Annotated in this window: 14 protein-coding genes; 6 read left to right on the top strand and 8 right to left on the bottom strand. The window is 56.5% G+C overall.

Going from position 1 to position 20541, the window contains the following annotated elements; all coding sequences use genetic code 11:
* Positions 1–10 precede the first annotated feature (10 nt).
* Genes HY011_31995 through HY011_31985 form a run of 3 tightly spaced genes read left to right on the top strand, consistent with a single transcriptional unit; the run spans position 11 to position 4804 of the window.
* Positions 11–1813, top strand: coding sequence for a hypothetical protein (locus tag HY011_31995; protein ID MBI3427569.1), 1803 nt, complete (start codon positions 11–13; stop codon positions 1811–1813).
* Positions 1800–3404 (top strand): hypothetical protein, encoded by a 1605-nt coding sequence (locus tag HY011_31990; GenBank protein MBI3427568.1) that lies wholly within the window; start codon positions 1800–1802, stop codon positions 3402–3404. Before HY011_31995 ends, HY011_31990 begins: the two co-directional genes overlap by 14 nt.
* Positions 3401–4804: a TIGR03986 family CRISPR-associated RAMP protein gene (locus HY011_31985; GenBank protein ID MBI3427567.1), complete on the top strand. Its 1404-nt coding sequence runs from the start codon at positions 3401–3403 to the stop codon at positions 4802–4804. The genes HY011_31990 and HY011_31985 overlap by 4 nt, the downstream gene beginning before the upstream one ends.
* Before the next feature lie 47 nt (positions 4805–4851).
* Here HY011_31985 and HY011_31980 read toward each other — a convergent pair whose 3' ends face one another.
* The 8 genes from HY011_31980 to HY011_31945 all read right to left on the bottom strand — a co-directional run bounded on the left by HY011_31980 (position 4852) and on the right by HY011_31945 (position 14110).
* On the bottom strand, positions 4852–5652 hold the full coding sequence (locus tag HY011_31980) for a DUF4159 domain-containing protein (GenBank protein MBI3427566.1): 801 nt from the start codon (positions 5650–5652) through the stop codon (positions 4852–4854).
* Between the two features lie 57 nt (positions 5653–5709).
* On the bottom strand, positions 5710–5928 hold the full coding sequence (locus HY011_31975) for a hypothetical protein (protein ID MBI3427565.1): 219 nt from the start codon (positions 5926–5928) through the stop codon (positions 5710–5712).
* Complete coding sequence (locus tag HY011_31970) at positions 5925–7292, bottom strand: SpoIID/LytB domain-containing protein (GenBank protein ID MBI3427564.1); 1368 nt, start codon at positions 7290–7292, stop codon at positions 5925–5927. Before HY011_31970 ends, HY011_31975 begins: the two co-directional genes overlap by 4 nt.
* A gap of 514 nt (positions 7293–7806) precedes the next feature.
* Positions 7807–8814: a DUF4922 domain-containing protein gene (locus HY011_31965; GenBank protein MBI3427563.1), complete on the bottom strand. Its 1008-nt coding sequence runs from the start codon at positions 8812–8814 to the stop codon at positions 7807–7809.
* Complete coding sequence (locus HY011_31960) at positions 8811–10298, bottom strand: glycosyltransferase family 2 protein (GenBank protein ID MBI3427562.1); 1488 nt, start codon at positions 10296–10298, stop codon at positions 8811–8813. The genes HY011_31965 and HY011_31960 overlap by 4 nt, the downstream gene beginning before the upstream one ends.
* The gene (locus tag HY011_31955) at positions 10295–11389 is read right to left on the bottom strand and encodes an alpha/beta fold hydrolase (GenBank protein MBI3427561.1); all 1095 of its coding nucleotides are present in this window, start codon (positions 11387–11389) and stop codon (positions 10295–10297) included. Before HY011_31955 ends, HY011_31960 begins: the two co-directional genes overlap by 4 nt.
* Positions 11390–11407: 18 nt before the next feature.
* Positions 11408–12205, bottom strand: coding sequence for a hypothetical protein (locus HY011_31950; protein ID MBI3427560.1), 798 nt, complete (start codon positions 12203–12205; stop codon positions 11408–11410).
* 174 nt (positions 12206–12379) lie between these two features.
* Positions 12380–14110 carry a hypothetical protein gene (locus HY011_31945; protein MBI3427559.1) on the bottom strand — a complete coding sequence of 577 codons (1731 nt, stop codon included), beginning with the start codon at positions 14108–14110 and terminating at the stop codon, positions 12380–12382.
* A 594-nt stretch (positions 14111–14704) separates the two neighbouring features.
* Here HY011_31945 and HY011_31940 point away from each other — a divergent pair.
* The 3 genes from HY011_31940 (at position 14705) to HY011_31930 (ending at position 20217) form a co-directional block, all read left to right on the top strand.
* Positions 14705–17800, top strand: a complete 3096-nt coding sequence (locus HY011_31940) for a TonB-dependent receptor (protein MBI3427558.1) — start codon at positions 14705–14707, stop codon at positions 17798–17800.
* Positions 17801–18216: 416 nt separating this feature from the next.
* Positions 18217–18651 (top strand): DUF485 domain-containing protein, encoded by a 435-nt coding sequence (locus HY011_31935; GenBank protein ID MBI3427557.1) that lies wholly within the window; start codon positions 18217–18219, stop codon positions 18649–18651.
* 3 nt (positions 18652–18654) lie between these two features.
* A complete protein-coding gene (locus HY011_31930; GenBank protein MBI3427556.1) occupies positions 18655–20217 on the top strand; it encodes a cation acetate symporter in 1563 nt (520 codons plus the stop codon).
* Positions 20218–20541 lie beyond the last annotated feature (324 nt).

Here is a 20541-nt window from a genome sequence, read left to right as displayed (position 1 = left end):
GAGACCGCTAATGCTTGATTATGATCTAAAAATTGATTTGGTTTTACAGGGGCCAATCCTGACACATTCGACTGCTGTGGGAACGAGTGGTGTTTCCAGCCCCTTCGCCCGCAACAGTAAAAATGAGCATTACCTCCCTGGCACATTAATCAAGGGTCGCTTACGACAAGCCTGGACGGAATTGCAATCTGCTGTTGGCGCGGTCTTTCAGCCTGACACGGCAACATTGTTGGGGAATCGCTCAGATCACCACAACGTTTCTTCGTATGCTCCATTACGCGGGGCCTTATATTTTGGCGATTTCACCAGTCAGCGCCAGCATAAAGACCAAACACGTTATCGAATTAGCATTGAGGCTGAGAGCGGTGCGGTCAAAAAAGGGTTCTATCAAGTCCTAGATGCACCTTATCAGGTAGGTGCAGCCGTGACGTTTTCAGGTGCAGTTCGTTTCAGCGCTGCCGATACGAATACCGCCGACCAAATCAGGCAGCAGGTGGAAATTGGATTGCGTTGGATCACGAGCTTCGGTGCGGAACGTTCGGTTGGTTTTGGGCGTTTGTTGAATGTCAAAGTTAGCCCACTTCAAAAAGCTGCGACTGTAGCCAAAACTACCATGGCGACAGGCGCGGATGTGCTTTCACTCAAGCTGTCACCAAGTGCGCCATTCTGCATAGCGCGTCGTCGGATTGATCCCAATCTGTTTGAATCGGATTCCATTCTTCCCGGTGCAGCCATCAAAGGAAGTCTGGCAAGTACCTGGCTAGCATTGTTGGGGCAACCTATGCAGGGCACGATTGACACCAATACTGACCCTGTTCGCCCTGAGCTTTGCCGTCACTTTGAAAAGGTACGCTTTACACACGCCTTTCCTGTGGAAAAAGGGCACACTGCTCGCGCTGTCACTGCCCCGCTATCAACCGTAAAGGCTGGTAAGAAGGTTTATGACGTAGCGCGGTCAGCAGCACCACTCCTCCTGCAAGATGAGAACAATGAATTGGTAGCCCCTGAGTTTGCCATAGATTGGAAAACCAATAATGATGTGCAACAAAAGTTTGGCTGGGTGGAACCCGGACGCGAATTGCGAGTCCGCACAGCAATTGATTCCAATCGTCGCAAGGCTAAAGACGAACAGCTTTTTGCCTATGAAAAAGTGGTCCCTCACAAAACGGATTGGTTCTGCCAGATTGATTTAGGCGCAGTTCCTCAACACGACCAAAGCAAAGTCGAGGCACAATTACTTGACCTGTTGTCGAATGGCATAGGTGCGATTGGCAAAACTAAAGCGCACGTTGCAGTCGAAGTACTGACCTCTCCCTTGGCCACTATGCACGTCTCACAAAATACATCGCGCAATGGCGTTTGGATTGTGACGTTACAAACTCCGGCGTTGCTTTGCGACCAAGACAGCATTCTCCAATCAAATCTATACACTGCCTATCAAGCGGCATGGGCGCAACTTTCCGGCAATACGCTTCAACTGGCGCAGTTCTTTGCCCAGCAGTCGCTGGCAGGCGGTCAGTATCTCTGGCATCGCTTTCAAGCAGGAAAACCATATAGCCCGTGGTTACTTACCGATCCAGGCAGCGTCTTCGTTTTGCAAGCCACACCGGGGCTGTCATCCGACGCGCAGACTTGCATTGACCAGTGGCTTGCGCACGGCTTGCCTTTGCCAGAATGGGCTGTTGAACGCTATGGCAATCATTGGACGACCTGTCCATTTTTACCGGAAGGCGGCTATGGAGAAATCGCCGTGAACCTTGATGTCCACTGGACCAGTTACCCCAGGCAAGGAGAAGCCCATGTCATTTCTTAATCGTTGGATGATCGTCGGGCGGCTCACGACGCAGGCCCCTTTACACATTGGCAATGGCAGTGAAACAGCGCGCCCGGACTTCGTGAATGAAAAAACACAGGGGAAGATAGAAATCAATGCTGTCGGCACAGATTGCAATGAACGTCCGTACATTCCAGGTTCTTCACTCAAAGGAGTCCTGCGATCCCATGCAAAAAAGACCCAGCTACTAACTTCGGAACAATTGTTTGGCAGTGAAGACCCTGAAAAAAAAGACGCCGCCGGAAATCCAATTGCAGTTGGTGGTAAAGCAGAGTTTTATGACGCCCGCATTCTTGACCCAATTCCCGTTGCGTTTCCGTATAAGCCACCGCATTGGGAGCCAATCCGACTGACAGGTGTGACCGCTGCTGTCACGCTGGATCGCCTGACCAAAACCGCCAGTGAGCAGCGGCTATTTCACGAGGAATTTGTGCCTCCGGGTGTTAGTTTTACTATTGCCATCAGCGGACAAGATTTTACCGATGCCGAGATTACTGATTTGCTCTGGCTACTGAACAATTTCAATGTGGAGGTGCTGAAGCTGGGCGCAGGTACAGGCAGCGGTTATGGAACGCTCCGCTGGGAACTGACCGACCTGCAACGAATGACCAAAGACGATGTAGCGGCGTGGATTGCCAGCGACGCGCCAACTACTGGTTATGCAGCATTAAAGTCAATTCCGCTTCACGAACGGCAAGCATTCGAATCACAGGCCAAGCAGATTTATCCAACTGCCAACACTACGGAATCGGTCACGCTGAAGGCCCGACTTGATTTTCTGAGTAACTTTTTGGTCAACGATCCCAGTCGAACAGGAACCATTGGGGAGAAGAAAGCTGGTCATACGCCATTGCTGACTGCCAATGGCAAGCCGCTATTGCCAGCAACTTCACTGCGCGGCGCGTTTCGTGCGCAGGCTGAAAAGATCGTGCGCACTATCGGCAATGAAAAATGCGCTTGTTATCTCAATGACAACGGGGAACGCCAAGCCTGTCATGTGGATGAACTTCACGAACAGTTAACCGATAAACTCAAGCTGCTCTGTCCAATCTGCCTGCTATTCGGCAGCACCAGTTGGAAGGCGACGATTGGGTTTTCTGACTTTGTGGCGACAGATACCGTTCAGGAAAACGAATTGTTCCAACAGGAATTTGTCGCCATAGACCGCTTTACCGGGGGCGGTGCTGAAGCCAAAAAATTCAATGCCAGATCGGTTGATCGTCCGACACTACACGGCACAATCTCGCTTAATCTGGCGCGCTTACGACATATTGCCGGAAATGGTTGGCCGCTTGGATTGCTGACGTTAGTTTTACGCGATTTTATGGAAGGCGACGTGCGCCTGGGTTTAGGCGCGGCAAAAGGTTATGGCACAGCAAAACTAACAATTGAAAGCTTGAAATTGCCAAGCTGGGACGATTGCCCAGCAAGCTTCAAAGCCGGATTAACACCTGCCCAATGGGCGACGCTCAGTTCAACCACCACACTCAATGACGCAACCCGAACGATCTTGCAGCAATGGGTAACTGAGCTTCACAGACGCATTCAGACAGAGAGGAATCACCAATGACGCACTATCACAATCCTTACCATTTCGTCCCTGTCGTTGATGAAGCACGGCCAGACGATCTTTCAGTCGCGGACTTCGAGGATTTGAAGGTCAATCAGGTGCGTCACGATAAATATGTAGATAGAACCTTTTCTGGCCGTATCATTTGTCGCCTTACAACTGAATCGCCGATTTTTATCGGGGCCAATCGTAAAGAAGCCAGTGAGCAAACTCCGGCTGATGTTTCGCCTTTCTTGCTTGATCAAAAGCCCGCAATCCCAGCTTCCTCTTTGCGTGGCTTGATTTCTAGCCTCGCTGAGGCCGCTAGCAATTCAGCAATGCGTGTATTGGCAGATACAGCTTATTCTTATCGAAAATGGAGTCAGGGGCGAATAAGGAAAATTGAGTTGGATTCTTTGTTCAAGTTTTTTGCTGAAATAGACCCAGAGGTTCTACCTTTCGATTCGTATAGTGAGCAAATCTCAATCGCTGAACAGCTATTTGGTTTCGTTGAGGATCAGAAAACAGGTAGTGAGGAATCGGCGATTGCTTTGGGAAGTCGCATTTACTTTTCACACGGTAAAACAAATGCTGGGGATGACTGTCTTTTATCACCTGTAATTTTACGAATTCTGGACAGCCCAAAACCTCCCAGTCCTGCTTTATATTTCAAAAGAAAAGCTGGTAATAACCGTCATATCTCGAAGGGTGAACTAAACTCACAAATTCATATTCCACAAGGCCGCAAGTTTTACTTACACCATCGTCCGCAAGACATCAATGCCAAAGCCTGGGAAACACGAAACAGCGAGCGGAACCAGCAAAAAACCAAGATTACACCCATCAAAGCACAGACTGAGTTTTATTTTCACGTAGATTTCGACAATCTCAGCACACGGGAATTTGGGCTGTTGTTGTACACACTCAAGCCGACGCCAGAGTTCCGCCACAAGCTGGGCATGGGAAAATCGCTGGGCTTAGGTGCAGTCAATATCGAACCAGTAGGCTTTTTCCGCATCAATCGGCACGCGCGTTACAGTCCCGCTGGACTCTTTGCGCCGCGTTATAGCGAATGCTGGCTCGCGGCTAACGCTCAACAACAGGATTGGCCTGACATGTATGCCGGCGAGCGGACAGTTACGGCGACGCCACTTGCTATTGAGCCGTTGCGCCAAGCCTTCCGTACTTCGATGAACCAAGATATTCGGCAGGCATTAGAGCTTATCGGCAATCCCGCCAGCATAAGGCATCGTGTCGTGACACCTTTGGTTTCAGTCAATGGTCGTGAGGCTGACGCTGAACAGGAAACCTTTCTTTGGTTCGTTGCAAATGACCGACAACACGGTCAACGCGAATGTTTGCAACCCTTGAACGCCCAGAGCAGCGAAATGCCTGCTTTAAGATCACTACCCAAAGCATGAAGGTTACGGCACTAATCAAGCATCACTTGTCTTCACGTTGATGTAGTTCAATGCGTCATCGCATACACAATGCAATTCATCCCCAACCGATAAGCAGCCAACCCGTACTTCAGCGGATAACGCGGTTCATCAATCCATTCCCAGGCGTCGCCGTTGTCGCAATTACGCGCGATGAAGACCAGCACGCGCCCGCTTTCATCCACGATGCCCTCGTAATGCGGCACGATGCCGCCTTTTTCATCCGTCCGGCCGCGATAAATGATGTTGTCAACGTTCGGCACCTGCACGACTTCGTTGATGTCGAAGTAGCAATGAAAGAGCGGATGGTCGAGCGGCAACTCTTTGATTTCGTATTCGGGGAAGACCTTGTGCAATTGCTCTTGCACGTTCTGCCATTCGTATTCGCCCCAGAAATCGTCGAGCATCCAGAAACCACCGCGCAACAAATACTCGCGCAATTGGGCGGCGTGTTCATCGGTCAATTGCATAAAGCCGGGTTCGACCGCATAAATGAAAGGGTATTTGGCAAGCTCGCGGACTTCAGGCGGCACGGTGGTGGCTTCGTCACTGATGTTCAGGGAACTCTGCACCCAATTGCGCAAGCCCAGGATCAATTGCGCATCAGCCTTTGGATAATCGGTTGTCCACATTGGGCGCCAACCGTTTGAACTGTAGCGCAAGCGCGCAAAGGTGTACTCGCCGCGTTTGCCGCTGCTGGTTTTGTGGGTGAACTCTTCACGAAAGTTGGGAAAGTCTTCGTTGCGGCGGCGCTGGGCAAAGCTGAGCAGGGGCCAGACGCTGAGTACCAAACCGAGCAACAGGAAGCAGGCGATTGCGGACTTTGCCAACACACACCTCGCAGACGGTTAGGAAAGGTAAGAAGAAAGGTTCGCAACTTCGCCTCATCAGGCGCGCGCGCTTTCGACCCAGAGATCAGCGAGTTCGTGCGGCACGCTGACGTGCAAGAACCGGCAAAAGGCTTCATCGGTTAAGGCTGCCGCGACGCCCTCGCCAATGGCGCGGCCATCTGGATGCGTCCAAATGCGCGTCCAATCCCGGACAAAACCTTCATCCGCCAGCAGACGGCGGCGCTGTGGCAGTTCGAGCCGGTAATACTCGTTCATGAAGCACCTCGGTATAACTCGAAAAGTTGTGTCCCACGATAGTAATGCTGCAAGATTTGCGCGGCGTCGTAGCCTTGTTCGGCCATCAACGCGGCTCCGATCTGACATAACCCGACGCCGTGCCCCCAACCAGCGCCACGGAGCGTGAAGCGCGCGGGGACGCCATTCTGCACCGCGCCCGGTTCAATGACAAAGGCCGAACTGTAAAGATGCGATGGCGAGAGGGCGCGCCGGATTTCCAATTCCTTGCCGATGATCAGCGTGCGTTGCGCGCCCGCGATCCGCAACCGTTTCAACCGTCCGGAAGCGCCGCGTTCAACCGGTTCCAGCGCGTGGATTGCGCCGAAGCTCAAACCCAGCTTGCGTTCAAGCAAAGCCTGTAGCTCGGCCTGTTCCAGCGTCACCTGCCAGCGGTAAAAGTCCGTCGTCGCCTGATCGAAGTTGGGCAGAATCTTCGTCAGGATCGCCGGCTCAGGTGCATTGCAAAACGCGGGTGGCGTTTGCTGAATCCAGGCCGCCGCGTTGGCTTCGTCACTCAACGGCAAGCGGCCATCAGCCGGTAAAGTCTCGCCGTCATAAAACGCCTGCAAGTACGGCACGTCCGCATCTTCCCAAGCCGTGCTGAACAGTTCGGTGAAACCGCCGCAGGATTTCGAGAAGCGCGCATCGCATAACTCGCCCGCATAGGCCAAAACCCGCCCGCGCGTCGCATTGATAGCCTCAAAGACGTTCGCGGCGGTCACTTTGGTTACGCCTTGATAACGCTGGCAATGGTCATCGGCGCAAATATCGAAGCCCGTGTGGTTCTCGCGGTCGTACCAGCGCACAATTTCTTCAGCCGTTTGGATTTGGCCGGCGTTGGCTCTCGCGTTTTTCCAAGGGGCAAGCTGCGCCAGCAACCAACTGCGCGAAATGATGGCGTGCGCCTTGAGCAATTCGGGGTGCGCCGTCGCGCTCATTTCCGAAGCGATCACGCTGGTCACGTACTCTTCGACTGGCACGCGGTTGATGACCGTCAGGCGTCCTTGCGAATCGGTATGCAAGAGCAAAGCCCCGGTAAAAGTCTGGTCTTCCTGCTGCTGCCAATGAAAATCAATCCCGATGGTCACGCCGCGCAAAGTGAAAGCAGCCGCTTGCGCGCAGGTCAATTCAATGTCAGTGGCAGGTGCGAACCTGACAACACCGCCCTGCGCAGCAGTGATCGCGATGCTCCCGTCGCTTTCAACGGTCGCTAGATATTCGCCTTTTGAAAACCGATGTCCGTTGGTTGCCAGGCAAGCGCCCGCGAGCGCAAAGCCGACCTGCGTCGCACGCGTGAGCAACCCGACCTTCACCCTTGGTTCCGCTTGAAGCAATGCCAGCATTGTTACTCGTTACCGTTTGACCTTCAGCATTTCGTAATACTTGTCTTTGGGTTCACTCGTCCAACACCAGAATGGCCACCTCAAAACAAGCAGAATCGGTTTGCCACACCACGCTACTCCTCAATCAACAACCAAGCGGCTGGCATTGGTAGCGCAACCTACCGAGCATTCGTTTCTACACAAGTCTACCGGCTCCGAGAAAAGCCCTGAAAGGGCGTAATTCAATAGCCGTGGGCAACGCCCACGGAACGGTTCGGGAAGAATTTTCGGCCCTGCCGGGGCCGCATTCGACGTCGAGTCCGGCCCCGGCAGGGCCGTAGAACCTGCTGACGGCCTACCGTGGGCGTTGCCCACGGCTATTGAATGCTGCCCTTTCAGGGCAAAGACACAGAGCGTCAGACTTATGTAGAAACGAATGCTACCGAGGTTGCGTGGTGCCGCAAGTGAAGCCTTGGCCGTAGCCGTGACACCGCGCAACCTCGGCAGGTTGCACTACTCACGCTTCTGCCCCCACTCAATCCTGGGTAAGTTGTGTCAACCAAGCAGTAAACAAATCGTCTCGCAACGTGACCTCAGTATAAATCTGTCCCAACGCCACGGCCGTCAGCCGCGCGAAATGCTCTGGCTGCGGCACGACCAGCACGCCGCCCAGATCAATCGCCGCCGGGCTGATGGTCAACCTGGCATCGCCTTCGGCGTCGTAACAGGTCGGGCGATGCCGCTGGCGCGGCAAGAGCAAGACGCACCAGCGGCCGTTGTTGAAGGTTGCCAGCAGGTTCAGCAACGGCTCATCCTTGCTTTCCGTAAGCGCCGCCAGTGTAGACAAGGCCCGTTCAAACCAGGCCAGCAAAGCAGTACGGTCGCTGCCGAATGCGCCTAGCATATTGATGCGATAGCAGGGCAGCGTGAAGGTCTCGACTGCCGAGGCTGACGGCCAACGTTGTAAAGGCCCGCGTTCAAGTTCACGCCAGAGTGGCAGCCGCGTGGCTTCTGCGGCTTGAAAGTGCAAGTGATCGGGGGCCGACGCGCCGCATTTCGGCCCGTTGTAAAGCGTGAAAAAGTCTGCGCCCAATGCCCGCGTCACGTCCAGCAAACTGCCGAAGCTGGCCGCGACGGCTTGGGGCGTATGCTGCCGCGCGGTAACAACCAAATGTTTGGGCAGGACTGGAAACGGATTGCAGAGCACGACGAAATCATCACCAAACGGCAAGCCGCGCTCTTCTTCGGGCAGATTGCCGACGCATAAAAAACACGGGCGCGCTTGAATCGAAGCCGCATCCACTTTGGCCGCCGTGCTGACGAGGCGTTTGGGATTGAACTGGGCCAGCACTTCTGCGCCTTTGATGTTGAAGCGCCGATATTCGACTTGCTGCAACCCGTCCGTAGCTTCGCGCAATTGCGGCCAGGTCTGTTGCTGCTGCGCGAGCAGCGCGTTTACTTGTGCGGGCCAATTCCCTGCCAGCGGCGCTGCCGCATAGGGTTCGAGTTCAACCTGACTGAGGATGCGCGTGGCCCAATTCATGTTTGCCGCAAGCCCGCCTTGGCATTGAATTGCCGCCGGGCTTCGATCTCGACGGTGCGCAGATGATCTTTATAGCTGTCGTAGCGGTTCGCCGTCGCCAGCGGCAGAGCGCTGTCGGAATTGCCTGACCAGCGCCGCGCAAAATAAAGCGAGTCGTAGATGCGGCCAATTTCATACGTGCGGCTGAGCCGCAAGGCTACGGCGTAATCTTCGCCATAGCTCACATTCGGCAAACCGATTTGGCGCAAGACCGAAACATCAAAGGCGCGTGGCGCACCCAGCCCGTTGATGCGCAACGCGTTGTTGCGCCCGTTCGCGCGCGTCCATTCGCGGTGATCAATCAATCCGGGCGGCAATTCGTTAAGGTCGAAATCCACAATCGTGTACGACCCGATGACCATCGCATACGGGCCGCGCTCAAATTCCGCCACAATGCGCGCCAGGGTATCCGCCCCCGCATAGATGTCGTCGGAATCAAGCTGCACGGCGTAGCGTCCGCAGTGCGCCGCATAGAGCGCTTCGTTCCAACAACCGCCAATGCCCAAATCGGTGTGGGTGGGAATGAGATGAATCAGTGACCCGTTATCAGCCGCCTGTGCGCGCAACAACTCGGTCGTGCCGTCGGTGGAGTGGTTATCCACGACGATGACGTTGAAGTCGAAATCGGCTTGCTGCGTCAAAGCGCTGCGCATGGCCTCGGCAATCGTTTTGGCGCGATTGCGCACGGGAATGATGATGCTGGCTTTGACCGGAAAGGCTTCGTCAGCTTCGGGCACGGCGACAAATTCAGGCGCGAGCCAGGCGTTAATGCGTTGCAAGTGTTCGGTGGCGAGGCGCTCCATCTCAAGCTGGTATTCGCGCTGGCGCGGGTCAACATAATCAAACAACTTTTCGCCGCTCGCCCGTGTGTCCACCGCCGCGCGCGTGTAAAGCGGTTCGGGCACACGCACTACATCGAAATCAGTGGAGAGCTTGAGCCGCAGGTCATACAGGCCGCCCCAGCGCACGCTGTCAGGCACGGCCCCGTATTCCTGCAAACTGACCTGCGCGGCCTGGCGCGAGAGCAGCAGCAGCGCGCCGAAATCGAAGTTGTCGCGCAGACTGCCCGTTTGATAATCAATGAGCGGATGCTCGCTGATTTCCACGCCCTGGCGTTCGCGATAGTCGCTGTAAAGCAACCCGGCTTCGGTGTCATCAGCGACTTGCACCAGCCGCTCCAAAGCGCGCGCGCCCAGTTCAACCGCGCCGCCCGGCAACAGCAACAACAGATAATCAGTGCGGCATAGCGCCAGCAGTTTATTGATGAGCGGGCCGGAAAAATAGCTGTCGGTAATTAACTCTTGGGTGCCGGCGGGCGCGGGCGGCGCGGTTGGCTGGCGCAACCAAAGAATACGCTCGACCAGCGGATGCGCCGGCCAGGCCGCCAATTCTTGCGCTTGTGGTGCAACGTTGACGTTTGCGATTGCGAGGGTAAGGCGTTTCATTCAGGGTGTTCTGATTCTTTCAATAACGCTGCCAGATGCTGCTGCCATAACGCCGGCAGCGAATGTGTACCGTGCCCGCGCGTCTGGTCGCTGATGGGAATGAGGATGAAGCGGCCACGCTGCACCCGTTTGATCTCGCGTTCGGCGACGCCGAGTTCGGGCGGATTGACTTGATCGTCGGCGGAATTGATCGCTACGAGCGGTGCCTGAATCGTTTCGAGTTTGGGCGCGGGGTCGTAATCGCGCGACGAGTCATAGGCGTAAAGCATGTCATTGGCATCCATACGACTAAGGTAGGAACGCACCTGATTGTCGAAGAGTTTGTCGGCGGCCTCGCGTGTCGGCGCCTGTTTGTATTGTTGCAGCGGCGTGCTGACCATCCACATCAGCGTATAAATCGCCGCCGTCAGCCCACGCACGGGTTGCGTTTTGTATTCGCCGTTTTGCCAATCGGGATCGCCTTTGATCGAATCAATGACCATGCGCCGCATGAACCGGTTGCGGCCCGCAATCGCCACGGGCAGGCTGGCGAGCGGCAGCAGCGCGTCCATAAAATCAGGATACTTTTCGCCCCAAACCCAGGTATGCATCCCGCCCATCGAAGTCCCCATCACCAACCGCAGATGATTGACGCCGAGCTTTTCCGTCAACAGGCGATAGTCCGCCGTCACCATGTCGTTGTAATTGTAGTGCGGGAATTTAGCGTGCAAGCCATCGCTGGGCTTCGACGATTTTCCGTGGCCGATAGCATCGGGCAGGATGATGAAATACTTACTGGCGTCGAGCAGTTGCCCCGCGCCGAAGAGCACGCCCGCGAACGAGGGCGACAGAAAGCCTGATCCCGCGCCAGTCGTGCCGTGCATAACCAAGACGGCATTGCGCACTTGGCCTGCCGCATTTTTTAGGGGCTGGCCCAGCGTGCGGTAATGCAATTGCAAGGCGGGCAAGGTCTCGCCGCTCTCAAAGCGGAAGTCGCGCGCTACATAATCGCCCTCGACCGGCGCGGGCGTTGTTTGCGCACGCACTAAGCAGGTGGCTGGCCAGCTTGCCACGCAGCACAGACACAGCAGAATAACCATTCGTTGACGCATTGATTTTCCTCGCTTTGATTAGCGCAACAGCCCCTTGCCGATCCCGATTTCATAGGCCAGCCACAAGCCGAACCCGAAGCTGAAACAACCCGCCAGCAACCGCACCGCGCGATAGGCACGAGTGTAACGCGCCACTGCCAAATACGCAGGCAGGCTTAACAGCGAACTCATCAGCATCATGCCGCCAATCGAACCAACGCCAAACACAACGATGTAGGCGAATTTCCCCACCACCGACTGAATCGCCGCCACACCCAATAAAAACAACCCGGCGCTCCCCGCCAAACCATGCACCATGCCGATCAGCAGCGGGCGCGCGCCCAATCTAAGGCCGTGATGTGATTGTGGCTGTGATTGCGGTTCAGCCGTTGTCGCCGGCGCATGCAAGTGCGGATGAATATGCTGACGCGCGCCGTGCGTATGAACGTGCACGTGCAGTTGCCCGCCTTTGTATAATTTGTAGAGCACGTTTGCGCCCAGCGTGATCAACATCAGCGCGACCCCGAATTCAAAGGTTTGTTCCAACCGCGGGCTGATTTGAACCTGCAATAAGATGACGGCCGCGCCGGCCAGCAACAACGACAGCGTATGCCCCAACCCCCACCAGCCGCCGATCAACGAAGAACTCAACAGGCTGCGGCGCTCGCTGACCAACGTCGAGACGGCCGCCAGATGATCGGCGTCCAGCGCGTGCAACAGGCCGACCAAAAAACCGCTGAGCAAAATGGCGCTGAGCGAACCCGCGCCAGGTGTGGCCTTGGCGTTTTGGGCCAAGGCTCCTAAGACGATGACGAGGGTTATCGTTTGAGAAATCATCAACAGGCCTGGTCAAGCAGGTCTTGGCCGTCACCGGGAAAACGGAAAAGAGCATGGCGTTGCTTTCTCAAAGCAGCCTTGGGCGCTGCTTAAAAGCCTGCACCCATACGCCATGCTCTTTCCCCACTTGTGCGTGTGGGTCGTCCCTTTCCAACGTCAGGGACGCCGTTACGCTTATTGTTCAATCACGCGCGCACCGCTGCGGCCGGTCATGCGGGGGCGCAACTCGCCGCGCGTGTCGTGCAAGCCGCGCTGCGGGCCGGCCACCGGCGTCTCCTCTTCGGTCAGACTGGAGACCCGGTTGGTGATGAGCGTGAAGGCACCCGTTCGATTCGGCTCGTAGGGCGTGGCGAGTAAAACATAAATGCCTTCTGTGCCCAAGCGGCGCTGAATGCGCGAGTTCGTGCCGCCGCCACCATTATCGTCACTGGCAATCGGCAAGCCGCCTTCATTCGCCTGCAAAATCAGAAAGGCGTCGAAAGCCGTCGCATTCAAGCGCACATCAACGTTGTCATTGGCGGCCGCCGAGAACCAATACGCTTTCAGATAGGTGCCCGCCGCAGTTTGCACATCGGTGGTCGCAATCGTGCCGTTCACGGTTGAACCATAGCTGGTTTGGGTAATGACATTGTCGCGCAAGCGCAAGGTATACGTACCCAAGCCGTCCGGTTGTTCATTGGCGCTGGTCGCAAAGATCACGTAATCGCCCGGCGTCGGCAACACGGCAAAATAAAGCGCATTGTTATTGACGATGCTGCCATTGCCATACCCGCCCGATTGGTCGTCTTCGCCAAAGAAGGCCAGCGAGCCGTTATTGACGCGATAAAGCAACACGGCTGGGTCAACGGTCGAATTACCGCGCACACGCATATCAATGGCGACCGTGGTATTCGCTTGCGTGGTCGTGAAGCGATAGGCGTCGAAGAAATACGTCCGCTTCGTGCCGTCATTAAGTTGTTGAATCTGGTCATCCGCCGTCAACTCGCCATCCACGGGCGTGTTCACGGTAATCGGCAGCACACGGATCAGCGGCAATTGCCCGCCCATTCTAATGGTGGTCTTATTCGAGCGTTGCAACGCGCTGTCACTTGGGATCGTGGCGTTCACTTGAATGTCCACCGATCCCAGGCCCGCTGCTTCAGGCGGCAGAAAGGCGTTGATCTGATCCAAGCCCGCCAGCCCGCCGACCGCGCCGACAAAATCCACCTGCAAAGGCACGCCTTGCAAAGTCACTCCGATGTTTTGCTTGCCGACCAGTTTCAGCCCCGTGCCGAACAACACCAGCACATTGCGGCGCTGCGGCGTACCGGCGTCCACATCGCGTTCAGTCGGCGGATTGCCGGGATTAAAAACGGATTGGTAGGTCACGCCATCAAACGTGGTCAGCGCCACGCCGACGCCTTGCCCGTTGGCCGCCGCCGAAAAGAGGCCCGGCGCGGCGCGTTGTACCGTGACGGTGCCCGTGCGCGTCGAGTTGTCCGAATTCGTCACCGTCACCGTGGCGCTCGGCGCATCGGTCAATGCGGGCGGCACCTGGAAGTTAAGCTGCTGTGTGCCGACAAAGAGCAAACCCGCACTCACGCCGTTAATACGCAATTGCACGCCGCCCAACGTCGTCGGCAGCGGCAACACGCCAGCAGGTGCGCTAAAATTTTGATTGTTCTGCGTGACAAACTGTCCGAAGGCCGCCGCCAGTGAATCCGGGGCAATGCGGCGATCGGGGTTAAAGCTGGCGGCGTTGAGCACCGCCACTTGCGCCTGTTGCGCCGCGACGGGCGCCAGCAGCCCGGCCCTGAAAAGGAAAGCACCCGTCGCAACTGCCAGCAGCGCGAGCAAGCCAGCCGCCCTTGCGGACAGCTTCGCCGGATAAATCGGCAAATAGATTGGTTTCGAGTTGAGTTTCATTTACTGGTCTCCTGTTGACAGTCTGTCGCTGCCACGTTTGATATTGCGCGCGCCGCACAGCTTTGGCTATGGTATTGATTGCCCTGTAACAATGTCTGTAACAATGGAAGATTTGCAAGCACCCGCAGGCCAACCGCTGCGCAAACCGCACTCGCCGATCACGCCGACCGGCCATGTCAATTAAGAAAGTTGCTGTATCTCAGGGGGCTATGACGATTCGCTGCCTATCTAAGCGGGTCTTTCCGCGAGTGTCAAGGCGGCGGCCGGTTGAGAACGATCAGAGGCCGTTTCTGGTAGCGTTCCGCACCTCAACAAGCCTGCCCCCGACGGCCCGCGCCGCACCGTCGTCCGGCGATTTGCCATTGCCAAAACGATGCAGTAGCATCCTGGCCTACTACTGAAAGCGATAAACATCAATCTTACAAGCTCGCTTAAGACTAGCCTTGCCGGGAAAAAGTTCATCAATCATTGGCACTTTGCGCCGCAAACTTACACTCAGAGCGGCACGCTCTGGTTACCTATCCTAACCTGCCCGCACAGGCGACGCTGTCTTGCCTGTCCTGGCATCAACTGAGGAGAGAGGAATCCATGTTTATGTTTATGCGAAATCGTCATCCCTTTGCTTACTTTAGAACCGCGCTTGGCGCGCTGCTGCTGGCGCTGGCGGTCTTTGCGCCTGTGCGGGCGCAACAAGCGGCCACCGCCACACTCGAAGGCGTGGTCACCGACCCGCAAGGCGCGGTCATCGCCAATGCCAAACTCGTCATTAAGAATCAACAGAACGGCCTCACGCGCGAACTGCAAACCGATGGCTCAGGCGTCTATCGTTTCGTGGCCTTGCAGCCGGGCACTTATGACCTGAGCGTCAGCGCGCCCAATTTCACCGAAGCCAAGCGCAGCAGCATCGTGCTGACCGTGGGCCAAAAGCTCAATCTGGATGTCGCACTCACCGTGGGCGCGAGCAGCGAAAGCATTACTATTATTGAGCAAGCACCTGTCGTCGAAACCACACGCACCAATGTGGCCAGTTCGGTCGGCGCCAAGCAGGTGAGTTCCCTGCCCGTCAATGGCCGCAACTTTCTGGACTTCGTCACGCTCACGCCCGGCGTGGTGCGCGATCCGCGCGGCGGCGACCTCTCGTTCGGCGGACAGAAAGGCACGCTCAACAGCATCCAGATTGACGGCGTAGACAACAACAATCTGTTTTTCGGGCAATCGCTCGGACGCACAGGTTCGGGCCGCGCGCCCTATCAGTTCAGCCAGGACGCCGTGCAGGAATTCCAGGTCAACACCAATAGCTTTTCGGCGGAATTCGGACGCGCCGCCGGGGGCACGATCAATGTCATCACCAAATCGGGCGGCAATGATTTTCACGGCACCGGCTTTGAGTTCTTCCGCGACCGTTCGCTCAACGCCAACAGTCTGCGTTACGATGCTGGGTTGGAGACCTTCACCGGCGGCAGACCGGCGCTGATTCCCAACGGCTTCCGTTTCGATTCCGCCACGTCGAGCATCGTCGGCAGCCGCGACAAACCGCCGTATCACTTCCACCAATTCGGCGGCAATCTGGGCGGCCCCATCAAGAAAGATCATGCGTTCTTCTTCTTCAATTACGACGGGCAGCGCAACACGCAACCCAACATCCTTAACGTGCTGCCCGCCGCCACCGCGACAGACCCGGCTTCGGTCGCAGGCCGCAATCGGTTGCTGCCGTTGGCGAACAACTATGTGCGCGGATTCAATCAGGATGTCTATTTGGCCAAGGCGGACTGGCAACTGACAGCGGCGAATCGGCTGAGCTTCCGCTACAACCGGCAGAAATTCACGGGCGTCAATCTGGAAAGCAACGGCGCGAACGTCGCGCAGGAACACAGCGGCAACAGTCTGGTGACGACCGATTCATTCTCGGTCACGCTCAACACCACCCTCACGCCGCGTTTGCTCAATGAATTCCGCCTGCAACTCGCGCGCGACCGCGAGCCTGGTCTGGCGAATTCCGACGCGCCCGAAGCCGTCATTACTAACGGCGGCCAGGCGGCGCTCACCATCGGGCGCAACAATTTCAGCCCGCGCGAAACCACCGAGAAGAAGTACCAGTTTATTGACAACGTCTCTTATATCGCAGGCCAGCACAGCCTGAAGGGCGGCGCTGATCTCAACTTCGAACGCATCAAGAATTTCTTCCCCGGCTTCCAGGGCGCGGGTTACACCTTCACGAGCTACGCCAATTTCACCAACAACATCGTCGCCAGTTACACACAAGCCTTCGCGGGCGACGGCACGACGGGTTTCACGACCTTTCCCAACTTCGACGAATACGGCTTTTTTGCCCTGGACGATTGGCGCGCCCAGAAAAGCCTGACGATCAACCTCGGCTTGCGTTATGACGTGCAGCAGTTGAAGCAGGGACCAACGCGCAATCCGAACGCGGCCTTGACCGCCGCTGGGATTGATACCTCGCGGAATAACAACGATCACAATAACTTTGCCCCGCGCTTCGGTTTCGCCTGGAGTCCGGCAAAGAACGACCGGCTGGTCGTGCGTGGCGGTTATGGCCTGTTTTATGGCCGCACGCCGTCAATCGCGCTCGGCACGGCGCATTCCAACAACGGCTTGAACTCGATCAGCGTCACGCTGACTAATCCGACCGGCCTCGTTTATCCGTTCCGCTTTGCCAGTCTCGCCGACATTCAGGCGCGCGGCGGACAACCGGCGGCACTCAACCTGTTCGTCTTCGAGCGTAACTACCAACAGCCTTACACGATGCAGGGCAGCCTGGGCGTCGAATACGGCTTGACCAACGACCTCTCGGTTAATGCGTCCTATCTCTCCGTACAAGGCCGTCACTTGCAACGCACGCGCGACATCAATCTGCCGGTGCCCGTGGCTTCAGCGATTTCCGGCGGCATTGTCTCGACCTTCCTGCGTTATCCGGGCACGGCCAGCCCGACACGGCCCATCACTGGCTTTGGCCGCATTGCCGAATTCGAGAGCAACGCCAATTCCAGCTACAACGCGCTGATCTTGCAGATCAACAAACGCTTCGCGAAGCATTATCAATACCTTTTCGCCTACACGTTCTCGAAGGTGATTGACGACGCGCCGGATGCCACTTCGGTCGTGACGGCCAACGCGGGCGATGATACCAAGCAAGCGCAATACAGCACGCTGCTCAGCGACGAACGCGGCGTCGGCAATGCCAACGTCCCGCATCGCGTGGTGGTCAGCGGGTTGTGGAATCTGGATTATTTCAAAGGCACTGGCCCGGCCCGCCAACTGCTGGGCGGTTGGGAAGTGAGCGGCATTTTGCAGGCGAGCAGCAATCTGCCCTTTTCGGCGCGGCTGGCGGCGAACGTTGACCTGAACAACGACGGCAACCGGAATTCGGATCGCGCACCGGGCTTCGGACGCAATTCCTTTTACCAGGGTCATTTCGTCACCTTCGATTTCCGCACGACGAAGAATTTCTTCATCACCGAAAAATTCCGGCTGCAATTCATCGCCGAGTTTTTCAATCTCTTCAATCGCATCAACATTCCCGGCAACCTGGTTAACGGTCAGTTGTACAACGTCACCGGTGTCAACACCGCAGGTGTGACACCCACACTGACCCGCCGCAATGACTTCGGCAATCCGCGTGGCGCGGCTGACCCGCGCATCGGGCAGTTGGCGTTGAAACTGATCTTCTAAGCGTGCGCGGGCCGTCACGCTCAAACAGAGGGCAGCCGGACAACTCGTCCGGCTGCCCTCTTCTTTCAACCTGCCAGCACTCAAGTTGATAGGCAAAAACGACAAACCATCCGCCAAAGACCTTTGACTGACTCCCGATTCCTGACTCCTGATTCCTGATAAGCAAAAAATATCGGCTGATTTTCAATTTGTCGTGAATCAGGAGTCAGGAATCGGGAATCCGCCAAACCGTTTGAACGCTCTCGCTGGCGACTTGGCAAAAGCCCTGACGAGCCGCCTGCCTCAGGCACAAAGAGATTGTGGAATTACGCGATGAACGCTATCGTTCGGCCAACGAGCGTTGCTGACGTTGAATTTTGCAATATCAACTTCCCGCACCCAAAGTAGTTTCACTTTCACCAATCAGGAGCCTCTTGATGAGTCAGGAAAAACGCTTCGGCTTATCCGAAGAAGACCTTACCCCAAGTGCAGGTGCGGCCACCGACGTGGCCCCGCTGGGTCGGCAGCACAAACCCGCGCACGAATTAACCGCTGACGAAGACATTGACGTGGCCGATTGGGAGCGCGTCGCGGCTCTTGATGAATTCAAGCGGCTGGTCGCGGCGAAGCGCAAATTCATCATCCCGGCGACGATCTTTTTCGTGGTCTATTACTTTGCGCTGCCGGTGCTGGTGGGTTACGCGCCGGGGCTGATGAGCCGGCGCGTGCTGGGCGTCATTAACGTCGCCTACCTGTTCGCGCTCTCGCAATTTTTCATGGCCTGGGGCATCGCGGCGCTGTATGTGCGCGCGGCGGGCCGCTTCGATGCAATGGCGCAGAGCATCCGCCGTAAAGTGAAAGGGGAAAACTAGCCGATGAATGCTGCTCTGTTGATGTTTCTGGTCTTCATTGCGATCACGCTGGTGATCACGTATTGGGCCGCGCGCAAGAATACGGGGTCGAATGCCTTTTTCGCCGCTGGGCGTTCGCTGACGGCGTGGCAGAACGGCATCGCGGTGGCGGGCGATTATATGAGCGCCGCTTCATTCCTGGGCATAGCCGGAATTATCGCCTTTCAGGGTTACGATGGGTTTATGTATTCGGTCGGCTGGCTGGTGGCCTACCTAACTGTGCTGCTGATCGTAGCGGAACCGTTGCGCAATGCGGGCAAATACACGATGGCGGATGTGTTGGCGTACCGGTTGAGTCCGCGCCCCGTTAGGGCGATGGGCGCGTTGAGCACACTGACGGTCAGCACGTTTTATATGATCGCGCAGATGGTCGGAGCGGGCGCGCTGGTGTCGCTGTTGCTTAAAGACACGGGCATCACCTTTCGCACGGCGGTCATCGCGATTGGGATTTTGATGATCGTATATGTGGTTTTCGGCGGAATGCTGGCGACGACCTGGGTACAAATCATCAAGGCGATTTTGCTGATGAGCGGCACGATTCTGTTGAGCATTCTGGTGCTCAAACATTTCCACTTCAGCTTTGGCGAATTTTTCAATGCGATTGCGAATGTGACGTACCACGATGCGAGCGGCAAACTTGTCACGCAAGACTTTCTGACGCCGGGGCTGCGCTACAAACCACCGTATGGTGCGTTGGATTTGATCTCGCTGGGGCTGGCGCTGATCTTCGGCACGGCGGGCTTGCCACACATCCTCGTGCGGTTTTACACAGTGCCCGATGCGAAGACGGCGCGCGGCAGCGTCGTCTGGGCGATGGTCATCATCGGCAGCTTTTACATTCTGACGACGTTTCTGGGCTTCGGCGCGGCGACGATTGTCGGGCGCGATTTCATCGCCAAGAATGGCGGGACGAATATGAGCGCGCCGCTGTTGGCGCAGGCGCTCGCCGGGGATTTGTTTTTCGCGTTCATCTCGGCGATTGCGTTTGCGACGATCCTGGCGGTTGTTGCCGGGTTGACAATTTCCGCGTCAACATCGTTTGCGCACGATTTCTGGACGAATGTGTTGCATCACGGCAAGGAACGCGCGCCGGGCGAAGAGGTACGTGTGGCGCGGGTGACGGCGTTTGTAGTTGGCGCGGTGGCGATCACGATTGCGATTGTGCTGGGGCCGAATGCGAATGTGGCCTTCCTGGTCGCGCTGGCCTTTGCGGTGGCGGCGTCGGCGAATTTGCCGGTGATTGTGCTGTCGTTGTTCTGGCGGCGGTTCAATACGCGTGGGGCGGTGGCGGGTTTGGCGACAGGCTTGCTGTCATCGCTGGTGTTGATTCTGCTCAGTCCGAGCATTTTGAAAACGGCGGCAATCTTTCCGCTGGAAAACCCCGGCATCGTCAGCATCCCGCTGGGTTTTCTGGGCGCGGTGATTGGCACGCTGACTGGACGCGAACCACACGCGGAAGCGAAGTTCACCGAATTGAATGTGCGGGCCACGACCGGTTTGGGCGCGGAGAAAGCCAGTTCGCATTGACCGATGGCGGCCCCAGAACGCATAAAAAACGCGGCTCATGTGTGGTTAGTTGAAGCCTGTGCGTAATTCATGACTTGTGTTTGTAACGGTTTTAGCGCCAGCGGCGCGGCATGTTTATAGTTTTGGTGAGCTTCTATCTATTCCCAAGCTCCGTAGGAGCGGCATCTGACAGGAGCGGCATCTGACAGGAGCGGCATCTGACAGGAGCGGCATCTGACAGATGCCGCTCCTACGGAGCTTGGGAGCAATCACCATGCGGTTTCTATAAACATTTGGCTCCTACGGAGCCGGATACGGAGCTTACAGCTTTTCTTTGACTGCAGT

The organism is Acidobacteriota bacterium, assembly GCA_016196035.1.
Lineage (GTDB): Bacteria > Acidobacteriota > Blastocatellia > RBC074 > RBC074 > JACPYM01.
Note: the sequence above shows the minus strand (reverse complement) of the source record. Positions and strands in the feature narration are given on the sequence as shown.